16 protein-coding genes are annotated in these 13755 nt (G+C 69.5%); 7 read left to right on the top strand and 9 right to left on the bottom strand.

Translation table 11 applies throughout. From position 1 onward, the window contains the following. Positions 1-13 precede the first annotated feature (13 nt). The 4 genes from ISP_RS12455 to edd form a co-directional block, all read right to left on the bottom strand. Positions 14-1276 carry an MFS transporter gene (locus ISP_RS12455; protein ID WP_013224220.1) on the bottom strand — a complete coding sequence of 421 codons (1263 nt, stop codon included), beginning with the start codon at positions 1274-1276 and terminating at the stop codon, positions 14-16. 61 nt (positions 1277-1337) lie between these two features. Beyond that, positions 1338-1595, bottom strand: coding sequence for a hypothetical protein (locus ISP_RS12460; protein WP_013224221.1), 258 nt, complete (start codon positions 1593-1595; stop codon positions 1338-1340). Positions 1596-1809: 214 nt separating this feature from the next. Continuing rightward, positions 1810-2415 carry a bifunctional 4-hydroxy-2-oxoglutarate aldolase/2-dehydro-3-deoxy-phosphogluconate aldolase gene (gene eda, locus ISP_RS12465; RefSeq protein WP_013224222.1) on the bottom strand — a complete coding sequence of 202 codons (606 nt, stop codon included), beginning with the start codon at positions 2413-2415 and terminating at the stop codon, positions 1810-1812. After that, positions 2412-4301, bottom strand: coding sequence for a phosphogluconate dehydratase (edd, locus tag ISP_RS12470; protein ID WP_034284323.1), 1890 nt, complete (start codon positions 4299-4301; stop codon positions 2412-2414). Before edd ends, eda begins: the two co-directional genes overlap by 4 nt. Before the next feature lie 253 nt (positions 4302-4554). Here edd and ISP_RS12475 point away from each other — a divergent pair, with 253 nt between their 5' ends. The 5 genes from ISP_RS12475 (at position 4555) to ISP_RS12495 (ending at position 9076) form a co-directional block, all read left to right on the top strand. Next, positions 4555-4842, top strand: coding sequence for a hypothetical protein (locus ISP_RS12475; RefSeq protein ID WP_003054488.1), 288 nt, complete (start codon positions 4555-4557; stop codon positions 4840-4842). Next, positions 4839-5663, top strand: coding sequence for a hypothetical protein (locus tag ISP_RS12480; protein WP_013224225.1), 825 nt, complete (start codon positions 4839-4841; stop codon positions 5661-5663). The genes ISP_RS12475 and ISP_RS12480 overlap by 4 nt, the downstream gene beginning before the upstream one ends. A gap of 64 nt (positions 5664-5727) precedes the next feature. Beyond that, positions 5728-7644, top strand: a complete 1917-nt coding sequence (locus ISP_RS12485; protein WP_013224226.1) for a fumarate reductase/succinate dehydrogenase flavoprotein subunit — start codon at positions 5728-5730, stop codon at positions 7642-7644. Between the two features lie 73 nt (positions 7645-7717). Continuing rightward, positions 7718-8470 carry a succinate dehydrogenase/fumarate reductase iron-sulfur subunit gene (locus ISP_RS12490; protein WP_013224227.1) on the top strand — a complete coding sequence of 251 codons (753 nt, stop codon included), beginning with the start codon at positions 7718-7720 and terminating at the stop codon, positions 8468-8470. Between the two features lie 81 nt (positions 8471-8551). Beyond that, entirely contained in the window at positions 8552-9076 is a 525-nt protein-coding gene (locus ISP_RS12495; protein ID WP_013224228.1) for a GNAT family N-acetyltransferase, read from the top strand. Positions 9077-9139: 63 nt separating this feature from the next. On the opposite strand, the gene ISP_RS12500 is transcribed toward ISP_RS12495, so the two are convergent. Continuing rightward, positions 9140-9325 carry a DUF397 domain-containing protein gene (locus tag ISP_RS12500; protein ID WP_013224229.1) on the bottom strand — a complete coding sequence of 62 codons (186 nt, stop codon included), beginning with the start codon at positions 9323-9325 and terminating at the stop codon, positions 9140-9142. A 3-nt stretch (positions 9326-9328) separates the two neighbouring features. Beyond that, complete coding sequence (locus tag ISP_RS12505) at positions 9329-10180, bottom strand: helix-turn-helix domain-containing protein (RefSeq protein ID WP_013224230.1); 852 nt, start codon at positions 10178-10180, stop codon at positions 9329-9331. A 208-nt stretch (positions 10181-10388) separates the two neighbouring features. On the opposite strand from ISP_RS12505, the gene ISP_RS12510 reads away from it, so the two are divergent. Beyond that, positions 10389-11099, top strand: coding sequence for a YoaK family protein (locus ISP_RS12510; RefSeq protein WP_013224231.1), 711 nt, complete (start codon positions 10389-10391; stop codon positions 11097-11099). A 99-nt stretch (positions 11100-11198) separates the two neighbouring features. Then, positions 11199-11354 carry a hypothetical protein gene (locus tag ISP_RS12515; protein ID WP_014466808.1) on the top strand — a complete coding sequence of 52 codons (156 nt, stop codon included), beginning with the start codon at positions 11199-11201 and terminating at the stop codon, positions 11352-11354. On the opposite strand, the gene ISP_RS12520 is transcribed toward ISP_RS12515, so the two are convergent. From ISP_RS12520 to ISP_RS12530, 3 genes are all read right to left on the bottom strand, one after another. Next, a complete protein-coding gene (locus tag ISP_RS12520; protein ID WP_013224232.1) occupies positions 11351-12088 on the bottom strand; it encodes an SDR family NAD(P)-dependent oxidoreductase in 738 nt (245 codons plus the stop codon). The genes ISP_RS12515 and ISP_RS12520 overlap by 4 nt on opposite strands. 75 nt (positions 12089-12163) lie before the next feature. Next, positions 12164-13024, bottom strand: coding sequence for an amino acid ABC transporter permease (locus ISP_RS12525; protein WP_013224233.1), 861 nt, complete (start codon positions 13022-13024; stop codon positions 12164-12166). A 73-nt stretch (positions 13025-13097) separates the two neighbouring features. Then, positions 13098-13745: an amino acid ABC transporter permease gene (locus ISP_RS12530; RefSeq protein ID WP_013224234.1), complete on the bottom strand. Its 648-nt coding sequence runs from the start codon at positions 13743-13745 to the stop codon at positions 13098-13100. Positions 13746-13755: the final 10 nt, after the last annotated feature.

Raw genomic sequence — 13755 nt, forward strand, 5'->3', positions numbered from 1 at the left:
CCGGGGCCGGAGGTCACGGGGCGGCGACCGGCACCGTCTCCTGCCGGACCGGGCGGCGCCGGTCCGAGCGCTGCTTGCGGACCGCCAGCAGCAGCACGGCGAGCAGCGCCGTCGCGACGCACGTCACGACGGCCGTCAGCACCAGGAACTCGTTCAGCTGCCCGGCCGCCAGGTAGGCGCCCAGCACCACCGCGACCAGGGCGCACCCCGCCCGGTCCACAATGGACTCCATGGACAGCAGGGTCGCGCGGTACCGGGAATCCGGGATGGAGTCGTTGAGCAGCTGCTTCTGGATCGGGAACGCGATCCCCGCCGCCACCGCGAAGACGCACAACAACACCACCGCCGGGAAGGAGCCGACGAACACGATCACTCTGAGGCACAACGCCAGCACGATCGTCAGCGTGAACACCGAACCCACCGGGCCGATCGCCCGGCGGAGCCGGTGGGGGCGGGCCGCGCCCAGGGCCTCGAAGACCGTCATCGCGGCCAGGACCGCGCCGAACCAGTTCACCGAGAGCGCCTTCGACTCCAGGATCGGCTGGAACAGGTTCACCTGGCAGATCCGCACCAGCGTCAACATCGCGACACCCTGCACCATGAGCAACACCAGCCACCGGGACGAGCGCAGCGTCGACAGCGCGCCGCCGGCTCCCGCGAGCAGCGACGCCGTCTTGCCGGTCACGCGGCGGCCGCCGGGGATCGACGGGAGCCGGCACGCGAAGACCAGCGCGATGCCCGCGTTGATCGCGGTCAGCCAGTACGGAGAGGGGAAGCTCCAGGCCATCAGCAGCCCGATCACCGGCCAGAACACGATCTTGCCGACCAGGCTGTACGCGCGGCCGACACCCTCCACACGGAGGTAGTGCTCCCCGGCGCCGGAAGCGTGCAGGTACTCATACAAGTACGCGCTCTGCGCGCCGGACACCAGCGAGCGGGCCAGGGCGATCAGGACGAAGTGCACGAGGAAACCCGCGTACGAGCCCACGAACACCGGGACCAGGTTCGCGGCCACCAGCACGCCGGCGCCCGCCGCCAGCGAGGTGCGGTAGTCGAAGCGGTCGGCGATCAGCCCCGTCGGGATCTCGAGCAGGCAGAACACGAGGTAATAGCTGCTCTGGATGCCGAAGATCTCGCCGTCGGAGAGCCCGGCGAGCTTCTGGTACGAGTAGAAGATCGGCACCCACAGCAGCAGGCCGAAGAAGAACTGAAACCCGTAGGTCAGCCGGACGGCGCGCTGAACGGCGGGTTTCGCGGGCAGGCGAAGGCCCAGCATGATCGTGGCTCCCGGGAAAGGTCAGGCCGAACAGGGGCGCAGCTGCACGAGGGGGAGGTGCTCACCGTCGGCGAGCCACTCGACGTTCACCGGTGAGTCCGAAGGTGCAGTCGGACGAGAAGTGGCTCTGCAGCAGGCGGCCGGCGACGACGAGCCGCTGCAGCCGGGCGTGCGCGCAGCGTTCGATCTCGGCGCGCACGCGTTCTTCTCCGACGCCGAGGATCTCTTCGCCGAGATAGATCGCGTGAAAGGGATGCCGCGCGTGGTTCAGAAAATGGATCTTCGCCTGCTCGCGGTCGACCAAGCTGGTCAGGGACACGGTTTCTCCTCGCTGGAATAGCGAAGGGAAACGATAACAGGCGGGTAAATAACCCACCCGGGGGATGGATGCGCCATTCAGCGGGACGGCGCCGGTTTCCCTGATCGGTGCCATACCCGCTCGGAACACCGTTCCAGCCGGCTGGAACGGTGCTCCCGGAATGCGGATGCGCATTCCGCCGTTCGAGTGCGGCAATACCGCGAAGTGATTTCCGTTACAGCGCGGCAGCTTCCGCGGCCAGTTTCTCGATGGTGGCGGGATCGAGCGAGGCCGTCAGCCACGAGCCGCCGATGCAGCCGACGTTCGGCAGTGCCAGATACGACGGCGCCGAGGCCACGGTGATCCCGCCGGTCGGGCAGAACTTGAGCGACGGCAGCGGACCCGCCATCGACTTCAGGTACGCGACGCCGCCGGAGGCCTCCGCCGGGAAGAACTTCAGCGCCGACAGCCCGCGTTCGGCCAGCCGCATCGCCTCGGACACCGTGCTCGCGCCGGGCAGGAACGGCAGCCCGGACTCGAAGCACGCGTCGACGACGGCGTCCGTGCAGCCCGGCGTCACGAGGAACTTCGCGCCCGCGTCGGCCGCCTGCTTCGCCTGGTCGGGCGAGACGACGGTGCCCGCGCCGATGACGATGTCCGGTACCTCGGCGGCGACGCGCTCGATCGCCGACAACGCCGCCGGGGTGCGCAGGGTCAGCTCGATGACCCCGATCCCGCCGGCGAGCAGGGCCCGGGCCGTGGGGACCGCGTCGTCGGCGTCGTCGATCACCACGACGGGCATCACGGGGGACAGCTCGAGCAGGTCCTGACCGGTGGTCACTGACCGACCTCCTGGGTTGTGAGAGCGGGCATTCCGAAGTGCTCCGGCACGAGGCCGCCGAACACGGATGCGCCCTGGTCGGCGGGGCCGACGGCACGGCGCAACGCGGCGAACAGCTCCCGGCCGGTGCCGGTCCAGGATGCTTCGGACGGCGGGGAGTCCACAAGCGCACGCCGGGCGAGTTCTTCGTCACCGACCAGCACGTCGAGCGAGCCCGAGGACGCGTCGAGCCGGATGACGTCGCCGTCCGCGATGCGCGCGATCGGGCCGCCCGCCGCGGCTTCCGGCGTCACCTGGATGGCGGCCGGGATCTTGCCCGACGCGCCCGACATCCGGCCGTCGGTGAGCAGCGCCACCGCGTGCCCGCGGTCCATCAGCACGCCCAGCGCCGGGGTCAGGCCGTGCAGTTCCGGCATGCCATTCGCCCGCGGGCCCTGCTGCCGGATCACCACGACGACGTCGCGATTCAGCTCGCCGGCCTCGAACGCGGCCGTGAAGCCCTCCTGCGTGGTGAACACCCGCGCCGGCGCCTGGACGACGCGGTGCTCGGGCGCCACCGCGGACACCTTGGTCACCGCGCGGCCGAGGTTGCCTTCGACCATCCGCAGCCCGCCGTCCGCGGCGAACGGGCGCCACGCCGGGCGCAGCACCTCCTCGTCGAGGCTGCGCGTGGGCACGTCCCGCCAGACCAGCTCGCCGTCGGAGAGGATCGGCTCGGCGCGGTAGCGGTGCAGCCCGAACCCGGCCACCGTGTGCACGTCCTCGTGCAGCAGCCCGGCGTCGAGCAGCGTGCCGACCAGGAACTGGATGCCGCCGGCGGCGTGGAAGTGGTTGATGTCGGCGCTGCCGTTCGGGTAGACCCGCGCCAGCAGCGGCACGACCGCCGAGAGGTCGGAGAAGTCGTCCCAGGTCAGCTGGATGCCCGCGGCCGCGGCGATCGCGACCAGGTGCATCGTGTGGTTGGTCGACCCGCCCGTGGCAAGCAGCGCGATGACGCCGTTGACGAACGCCTTCTCGTCGAGGATCCGCGCGACCGGTGTGTACTCCTCGCCGCGCGAAATGGCGACGACCCGCCGCCCGGCCTCTTCGGTCAGCGCGCGACGCAGGGCAGAACCCGGCTGGACGAAGCTGGCACCCGGCAGGTGCAGGCCCATCACCTCGACGACCATCTGGTTGGAGTTGGCCGTGCCGTAGAACGTGCAGGTGCCGGCCGAGTGGTACGACGCGGCTTCGGCGTCGAGGAGGTCTTCGCGGGTCGCGAGGCCTTCGGCGTAGAGCTGCCGGATGCGCGCCTTCTCCTTGTTGGGCAGTCCGGAGTTCATCGGGCCGGCGGGAATCAGGATGGCCGGGAGGTGGCCGAACGAAAGGGCGCCGATCAGCAGCCCGGGCACGATCTTGTCGCACACCCCCAGCAGCAGCGAGGCGTCGAACATGTCGTGCGAGAGCGCGATCGCCGTCGACATCGCGATGACCTCGCGGCTGAACAGCGACAGCTCCATGCCCGCGCGGCCCTGCGTGATGCCGTCGCACATGGCCGGGACGCCGCCGGCGAACTGGGCGACACCCCCGGCGGAGCGCACCGACTTCTTCAGCCACGCCGGGTACTCCTGCAACGGCTGGTGCGCCGAAAGCATGTCGTTGTAGGAGGACACGATCGCGACGCCGGGGGCACGCGCGGCCCGCAGCGCTTCTTTGTCGACGCCGTCCATCGCGGCGAAGCCGTGGGCGAGGTTGCTGCACGCGAGGCCGCGGCGGACCGGGCCTTCGGCGTACGCGGCGGCGGTGCGGTCGAGGTAGGCCGAGCGGGTCGCGGCACTGCGCGCGGCGATGCGGGCGGTGACTTCGGCGACGACCGGGTGCAACGAGGGGGTGGGGACAGGGCTCATGTCCGGCTCCGGATCACTGGTTCGAGGTGGTCCGCGGGACGGCAGCACTGGCGCCTCTGGGTCGTGACCCTGGCCACACTACCTGCCGCGAACTGCGAATCAAAATCGATTCAGAAGATCGTCCCCCGTGAGCCCCGCCACACTTCTCCCTGCGTAATGTGCTACTTGTCACACTGCACCACGCGCGGCAGAGTCGGTACTGGCGAGTTGATCGCCATCCGGCCCCGCCGGCCCCACCGACCCGGGAGGCATGATGTCCACCTCCGAAATCGCCGAGCTGCGGCGAACCATCGGCCAGCTCCGGCAGTGCGTCGGCGCACTGCGCTCTCGCTACGGCGACGCTTCGGCCGTGCGCCGGCTCGCCAACGACGTCGAGCGCCTCGACATCGACACCGCGGACCTCGACGGCGTGCCCCTTGCGGTGCCCGCCCAGGCGAAGGCCGCGGAGCGCGTTCCCGTCCCCGACACCCCCTACGATCCGGCGCTCTGGCACGGCGCCGATGACGAAGGCGTCGGCGGCTACAAGCGCGACCAGCGGTGAGCGCTCCCGCTGACAACGGCGTCGGCACCGGCGTCCGGGCCCCGAAGCGGGCCAGGATCGCCGAGCGCACCCTCCGCACGGACCGGTGGTGGCTCCAGCCGCTGCTGACCGTGCTCGGACTGTCGGCGTTCATCATCTACGCGACGGTCCGGTCGTTCGTGCGCACCGCGTACTGGGTGCCCGACTACCACTACCTGACGCCGTTCTACTCGCCCTGCCTGTCCACCTCCTGCGTCGAAGGCTCGAGCCACTTCGGCCACTGGTTCGGCGACCTGCCCGGGTTCATCCCGCTCGGCTTCGTGGTGCTGCCGTTCCTGCTCGGGTTCCGCCTGACCTGCTACTACTACCGCAAGGCGTACTACCGGTCGGTCTGGTTCTCCCCGCCCGCCTGCGCCGTCGCGGAACCGCACGCCAAGTACACCGGCGAGACGCGGCTGCCGCTGATCATCCAGAACGTCCACCGCTACTTCTTCTACGTGGCGCTGATCGTCTCGCTGGTCAACACCTACGACGCGATCACGGCGTTCCACGGGAAGACCGGCGGGTTCGGCTTCGGGCTTGGCAACGTCATCCTGCTCGCCAACGTGATCCTGCTCTGGGCCTACACGCTGTCCTGCCACTCGTGCCGGCACGTGACCGGCGGCCGGCTGAAGCACTTCTCCAAGCACCCGGTGCGCTACTGGATCTGGACGCAGGTCACGAAGCTCAACACCCGCCACATGACGCTGGCCTGGACGACGCTCGGCACGTTGGTGCTGACCGACTTCTACGTCATGCTCGTGGCCAGTGGCGCGATCGCGGACCTGAGGTTCGTGAACTGACTCTTCCCGCTCCCGACAGTGCTCCCGACAACTGACGTCCCCAGCTCCGAGGTGGAATCCTTTTATGACCGAGGTCGAACGGCACAGCTACGACGTGGTGGTGATCGGTGCCGGTGGCGCCGGTCTGCGCGCCGTGATCGAAGCCCGCGAACGCGGCTTCCGCGTCGCGGTCGTGTGCAAGTCCCTGTTCGGCAAGGCGCACACGGTGATGGCCGAGGGCGGCTGCGCGGCCTCGATGGGCAACGCGAACTCGAACGACAACTGGCAGGTCCACTTCCGCGACACCATGCGCGGCGGGAAGTTCCTCAACAACTGGCGGATGGCCGAGCTGCACGCCAAGGAGGCGCCGGATCGCGTCTGGGAACTCGAGACGTACGGCGCGCTCTTCGACCGCACCGCCGACGGCCGGATCAGCCAGCGCAACTTCGGCGGGCACACCTACCCGCGGCTGGCGCACGTCGGTGACCGCACCGGGCTCGAGCTCATCCGCACGATGCAGCAGAAGATCGTCTCGCTGCAGCAGGAGGACTTCGCCGAGACCGGGGACTACGAAGCGAAGATCAAGGTCTTCGCCGAGTGCACGGTCACCGAGCTGCTCACCACCGACGGGAAGATCGCCGGCGCGTTCGGCTACTGGCGCGAGAGCGGGCGGTTCATCCTCTTCGAGGCGCCCGCGGTCGTGCTGGCCACCGGCGGCATCGGCAAGTCGTTCAAGGTGACGTCGAACTCGTGGGAGTACACCGGTGACGGCCACGCGCTGGCCCTGCGGGCGGGCGCGAAGCTGATCAACATGGAGTTCGTCCAGTTCCACCCGACCGGGATGGTCTGGCCGCCGAGCGTCAAGGGCATCCTCGTCACCGAGGGCGTGCGCGGTGACGGCGGCGTGCTCAAGAACTCCGACGGCAAGCGGTTCATGTTCGAGTACGTGCCCGACGTGTTCAAGGGCCAGTACGCCGAAAGCGAAGAAGAAGCCGACCGCTGGTACGCCGACGCGGACAACAACCGGCGCACACCCGACCTGCTGCCCCGCGACGAGGTGGCCCGCGCGATCAACTCCGAGGTCAAGGAGGGCCGCGGCTCCCCGCACGGCGGCGTCTTCCTCGACATCGCCAGCCGGCTGCCGGCCGAGGAGATCAAGAAGCGGCTGCCGTCGATGTACCACCAGTTCAAGGAGCTGGCGGACGTCGACATCACCGCGGAGCCGATGGAGGTGGGCCCGACCTGCCACTACGTCATGGGCGGCATCGAGGTCGACCCGGACACGGCCGCGGCGAGCGTGCCCGGCCTGTTCGCGGCCGGCGAGTGCTCGGGCGGCATGCACGGCTCGAACCGGCTCGGCGGCAATTCGCTGTCGGACCTGCTGGTGTTCGGCCGCCGCGCAGGACTCGGTGCCGCCGAGTACGTGCTCGGCCTCGACGGCAGGCCCGCCGTCTCGGAGTCCGATGTGGACGCTGCGGCGAAGATGGCGCTCGCGCCGTTCGACCCGCCGTCCGGTGCCTCGGCGGAGAACCCGTACACCCTGCACACCGAGCTGCAGCAGTCGATGAACGACCTGGTCGGCATCATCCGCAAGGCGGGCGAGATCGAGCAGGCGCTGGTGAAGCTCGCCGAGCTGCGGCAGCGGATCCTGCGCGTCACGGTGGAAGGCCACCGGCAGTTCAACCCCGGCTGGCACCTCGCGATCGACCTGCGCAACATGCTGATGGTCAGCGAGTGCGTCGCGAAGGCGGCGCTGACGCGGACCGAGAGCCGTGGCGGGCACACGCGCGACGACTACCCCGGCATGGACGCCGAGTGGCGCCACAAGCTGCTGGTGTGCTCGGCGGCCGAGGGCGACAACCCGGTCGTCCCGGACATCGACGTCGTGGTGAAGGAGCAGGTGCCGCTGCGGCAGGACCTGCTGGAGCTGTTCGAGTTCGGCGAACTCGGGAAGTACTACACCGACGACGAACTCGAGGCGCACCCCGGGAGCAAAGCATGAGCGAGCTTGCGAGCGAATCATTCAACACAGCGCTTCCGGCTCAGGCGGCACCGAGCGCCAGCGAGGTGGGCGCATGAGCTACAAGGCGAGTTTCCGCGTGTGGCGTGGCGACGACACCGGCGGCGAGCTGCAGGACTTCACCGTGGAGGTGAACGAGGGCGAGGTGGTCCTCGACATCATCCACCGGCTGCAGGCCACCCAGGCGTCGGACCTCGCGGTGCGCTGGAACTGCAAGGCGGGCAAGTGCGGCTCGTGCTCGGCGGAGATCAACGGCAAGCCGCGCCTGCTGTGCATGACGCGGATGTCGACGTTCACCGAGGAAGAGGTGATCACGGTGACGCCGATGCGGACGTTCCCGGTGATCCGCGACCTCGTCACCGACGTGTCGTTCAACTACACGAAGGCGCGCGAGATCCCGTCGTTCACCCCGCCCGCGGACCTGAAGCCGGGCGAGTACCGGATGCAGCAGGTGGACGTCGAGCGGTCGCAGGAGTTCCGCAAGTGCATCGAGTGCTTCCTGTGCCAGAACACCTGCCACGTGGTGCGTGACCACGAGGAGAACAAGGAAGCCTTCGCCGGGCCGCGGTACCTGATGCGCATCGCCGAGCTGGAGATGCACCCGCTGGACGTCGCGGACCGCCGTGACGCGGCCCAGGACGAGCACGGCCTCGGGTACTGCAACATCACGAAGTGCTGTTCGGAGGTGTGCCCGGAGGGGATCCACATCACGGACAACGCGCTGATCCCGATGAAGGAGCGCGTCGCGGACCGCAAGTACGACCCGATCGTGTGGCTGGGCAACAAGCTCTTCCGCCGGGACAAGTAGGGCTTTCTCCTCGACGCTCGCGAACCGCGCCTCAGGCCGGTTCGCGAGCGTCTTCCCGTCTGTGCGTGCCAAGGTGGGGGCATGGAGATCGAACTGCTGCCGCCGTCCGCCGAGGCCGCGGTGATCGAGCGGGTGACCGGGTTGGTCAACCAGGTCTACGCCGAGTCCGAAAAGGGGCTCTGGCAGGGGAGCACCGACCGGACGTCCGTCGACGAGATGACCGGGTTCGTGGCGGCCGGGGAGATCGCCGTCGCCTTCGTGGGCGGGGACCTCGCCGGGTCGGTGCGGATCCAGCGGCTCGACGACGCGACCGGGGAGTTCGGCATGCTCGCCGCCGATCCGGCGCGGCGGGGGCTCGGCATCGGGCGGGAGCTCGTGCGGTTCGCCGAGCGGGCGAGCCGGGCGGCCGGGTGCCGGGAGATGCAGCTCGAACTGCTCGTGCCGCGGGCGTGGACGCATCCGTCGAAGCAGTTCCTGGCCGAGTGGTACGGCCGGCTCGGCTACCGCGTGACCCACCGCGCCGACCTCGCCGAGGACTATCCGCACCTCGCGCCGTCGCTGGCCACGCCGTGCGACTTCCTCATCTATCGCAAGGACCTCGGGTGACGGTGCTCGGCGAGGCGGCCGCCCGAAGGCGGCCACCTCCGGGGCTGCGTGCCGAGCTGGTTGTCAGCGCAGCGAGCTGAGCAGGGCGTTCCAGGCGGGGTGGGGGACGGTCAGGTGCCCGGTGGCGGGCGCCTTCGAGTCGCGGATCGCGGTGCTGCGGGTATCGAGAGCGACTTCGACGCAGGTGCTGTGTTCGGTGTCGGCATCGCTGTGACTGCTCTTGAACCACTTCAGTTCGCGGCCCGCCATCGGTCACTCCTTCATGCGCTCGAACTCGTCCGCCAGCCGGACGAGCATCTCCCTCGATTGTCCCTCGGAAAGGGCGGCTTGTTCCAGCCTCGTGGCCAGGACGTAGAACGCCTCGACCGCGACCCGGTCGTCGATGAACAGGCCCGCCGCGTAGGTTTCCTCGTAGACGACCGGCGGATGCTCGGGGAACTCCATGATGGTGAACCGGCTGCCCACGAGGTGGTAGGGGAGTGCGGTTTCCGGCAGGACCCGGATGGTGCAGTGCGGCAGGTTGGTCGACAGCACCAGGTATTGCAGCTGCTCGTGCATCAGCGCCGGATCGCGGACGATGGTCCGGAGGCTGCGCTCGTAGACGAAGTAGAGGCAGCGCGGCGGATTCCGCCGCTGCAGGAGCTGTTGCCGGTCGAGCCGGGCCTGCACGAGGATCTTCAGGCGGTCCGCGGTGTAGCGCCCGGTCAGTTCGTGGAGCTCCTTCACGTAGTCTTCGGTCTGCAGAATGCCCGGGATGGCGGTCGGGCTGTGCGAAATGATCGTGTCGGCCAGGTTTTCCTGGATGATGAGGGACTTCATCGGGTCGACGAGCTTGTCGAAGTAGGGCCGCACCCAGTAGAGGTCGCCGGGCGGTTTGGCGAGCTCGAGGAGCCGCGCGCGTTCGGCGGCCTTGGTCCCGCAGTGGGCGAGGTAGATGGCGGCGTCGATCGGCGAGATGCGACGGCCGTTCTCCCAGGCCGACACCTTGGAGGCCGACCAGTCCGCGCGGCGGGCCAGCTCGCGCAGGGTCATCCGTTTCAGCTCGCGCTGGCTCTTGAGTTCGCAGGCCATTTCCCGCGTGCGCACCGTGCTCTTTTCGGTCATGTCACGGACGGTAGAGGGAACCTCCGACAAAACGCCGCTCGCCGCGCGTGGATTCACCGCAAGGAGGTCGGTGTTCCGCCTGTGTGACAATGGAAGCGGCCCGCGAAGCGCTGCGAAGCTGCTTCGCGGCCGAAGCTGCTTCGCGCTTTCTTAAGCGATATATAAAATTGGATTTGGAATCGGCGGGCGGCCGGTGTTGAATGGAGTCATGGCTGAACCGAAACCACGGGACCTGGCCGTCCTGCTGCTGACGCTGACCGTCGTCACCGGCGTGGTCGACGCCGTCAGCTTTCTCGGGCTGGGGCGGGTCTTCGTCGCCAACATGACCGGGAACGTCGTGTTCCTCGGCTTCGCGGCGGCGGGGGAGACGACGTTGTCGGTGCTCGCGTCGTCGACCGCCGTGCTCGCGTTCCTGGCCGGCGCGCTCGCCGGTGGGCGGCTGGCCCGTCGCGAAGACGACTACGACGCCCTGCGGCAGGCGACCGCGGCGCAGGCGGCGCTGATCGCGGCGGCCGTCGTGCTGTCGGCGACCCTCGGCGGTGCCACACGGCTGGGCGGCGAGCTGCTGATCGTCGTGCTCGGGCTGGCGATGGGCCTGCAGAACGCGGCGGTCCGCCGCATCGGCGCGCCCGATCTGACGACGACGGTGCTGACGATGACGCTGACCGGTTTCGCGGCCGACTCGAAGGCCGCCGGCGGCCCGGGTTCGCACCCGCTGCGGAAGGTCGCCGCCGTGGGGGCGATGCTCGTCGGGGCCTTTGCCGGCGGGGTGCTGCAGCTGCACGTCGCGATGTGGGCCGCGCTGGCGGTGGCGCTCGCGCTGGTTCTCGGCGTGCTCGCCGTGCTGCAGCGGACGCGGCGGAGAGGCGCCGATGGGGATTCGGCGTCCACAAAGGACGTGAAGGGGACAGGGGAATGACTTACGGATTCGTGCGGCTGTACCGCGACCGGGCCGTCCGCGGCCGGGCTGGTCGTCGACCGCTGGGGGCCATCACTGGACACCGACCTCGACGACATCGTGACCGGCGGCCCGACTCCGGTCACGGTGACGCCGGAGTTGATGGTGTTGCGGCCCGAGATCGCCCGCCGAAAATTCGAGCCCGGAAACCTGGTCCCGTTCGACGACTTCCTCGCCTACGACGCGGAAGGGATCCTCGCCCTGGCAGCGGACTAGCCGAGTGCGCGGCCGCCGTCGACCGAAAGGCGCTGGCCCGTGATGAAGCCCGCCTCCTCGGACGCGAAGAAACTCACCGCCGCCGCCACGTCGTCCGGGGTGCCCAGACGGCCCGCCGGGACCGATGCGCGGTACTGCTCCTGCTCGGCCTCCGGGACCTCCGCGTGCCGCTCCACCGGGATGAACCCCGGCGCCACCGTGTTGACCGTGATGCCGTCCGGGGCCAGTTCGCGGGCCCAGGCCCGGACCAGGCCGATCTGGGCGCTCTTGGCCGTCGCGTACGCCGAACGGCCCGGGGGCGGGCGGTCCGCCACCTCCGAGTCGATGTGCACGATGCGGCCGTGGCCGCGGGCGCGCATCCCCGGCAGCACCGCGTGGCCCAGCAGGACCGGCGACCGCACGAAGAAGTCCAGCTGGGCCAGGTGCTCCGGCCAGTCCACCTTCGACAGCGGCGCTTCCGGCTGCGGGCCGGTCGCGTTGAGCACCAGCACGCCGATCGGGCCCAGCAACGCCGTGACCGCGTCGACCAGGTCGCCGGTCTGGCGCCGGTCCGTCACGTCCGCGGCGAAGGCCGCCGCGCGGCCGCCCTCGGCCAGGATGGCCTCCGCCGCCGTCTTGAGGTCGGCGTCGTCGTGGAGGCCGTTGACCGCGACGGCGAACCCGTCGCGGGCCAGTCTCCGGGCGATCACCCGGCCGAGGCCGCGGGAACTGCCGGTCACCAGTGCGACACCCATGCGCCCGACGCTAGGGGACGTCCGGGACCACGACAAGGCCCCCGGGACGTGTCCCGGGGGCCTCGAACGGGTGACTCAGGCCGACGCGGCCACGAGGTCTTCGGTCGCGGTGGGCGGTGCGGCGATGACCTTCTTGCTGCGGCGGTTGCGCCGCTCCAGGTACGTCGCCAGCGCCGTCAGCAGCAGGCACATCACGACGTAGATGGCGGTCGCCACGATCGTCGACGGCACGATCGGCCGCCCGAACGTGCCCTGCGAACCGATGTACCGGGCGTAGTACAGCAGCTCCTGGTAGGTGATGATGAAGCCGAGCGCGGTGTCCTTCAGCAGCACGACGAGCTGGCTGATGATCGTCGGCAGCATCGCCCGGACCGCCTGCGGCAGCAGGACCAGGAACATCACCTGGGTCTTGCGCATGCCCAGCGCGTACGCGGCTTCGCTCTGGCCCTTCGGCAGCGACTGGATGCCCGCGCGGAAGACCTCGGCGAGCACCGAGCCGTTGTACAGCGTCAGGCCGAAGACCACGCCGAGGAACGGGCTCGTCGGCACGCCGACGGTCGGCAGGCCGAAGTAGAACACGAACATCAGGATCAGCGCGGGGATGGCGCGGAAGAACTCCACGACGAACCCGGCGATCCCGCGGACCCAGGCGTGGTCGGACAGCCGGCCGGCCGCGAAGATCGCCCCGAAGATCAGCGCCAGCACGGCCGCGGCGGCGAACGCCTGGAGCGTCGACAGCACCGCGTTGCCCAGGTCGCGCTGCACCTGCGCGTACTGCAGCCACTCCCACTTGCGGGCGGTGAACTGGCCGCTGTCGTAGAAACGCCACCCGATGTAGCCGAGGAACGCGAGCACCACGAGCGTGCCGACCACCGCGTAGGTGCGGTAGCGCAGCCGGGCCTTCGGGCCCGGGACGTCGAACAGCACATTGCTCATGCGCACACCTCGCTGACGCTCGGTGCGGCCTGAGCCGCAGGCGCAGTGTTGAATGATTCGTTCGCAAGCTCGCTCATCGGGCCACGCTCCAGCGCTTCTCCAGGCTGCGTTGGACGAACGACAGCACGGCGACCAGGATGATGAAGCCGAGGGCCACCCACAGGAGGCCGACCAGCTGGCTCTCACCGCGTTCGGACAGGTACGCGCGGATCGCGCCGGCCTCGGCGACCGAGAAACCGGCGGCGATGGTGGTGTTCTTCAGCAACGCGATCAGGGTGCTGATCAGCGGGGGGACGACCGAACGCAGCGCCTGCGGGAGCACGACCTGGCCGAGGATCTGGCCGAAGGTCAGCCCCAGCGCGCGGCCCGCCTCGGCCTGGCCGACCGGCACGGTGTTGATGCCCGAGCGCACGACCTCGCAGATGAACGCCGAGGTGTACACGGTCAGGGCGACCACGGCGGCCGGGAAGTAGTCGAGCTTGACGATGTCGAGCAGCGGGTACGCGAACACGAAGAAGGCGAACACCAGGGTCAGCGGCGTGTTCCGGGCGATCGTCACGTACGCCGTGCCGACGGCGCGGAAGACCGGGACCGGGCTCACCCGCAGCATGGCCAGGATCGTGCCCCAGACCAGCGCGCCGACGGCCGAGAGCACGAACAGTTCGATCGTGGTGAGGAAGAACGGACCGAACAGGTCCAGGTTGTTGAGCAGGACGTCCATGGAGCCTTCC

The organism is Amycolatopsis mediterranei (assembly GCF_026017845.1).
Lineage (GTDB): Bacteria > Actinomycetota > Actinomycetes > Mycobacteriales > Pseudonocardiaceae > Amycolatopsis > Amycolatopsis mediterranei.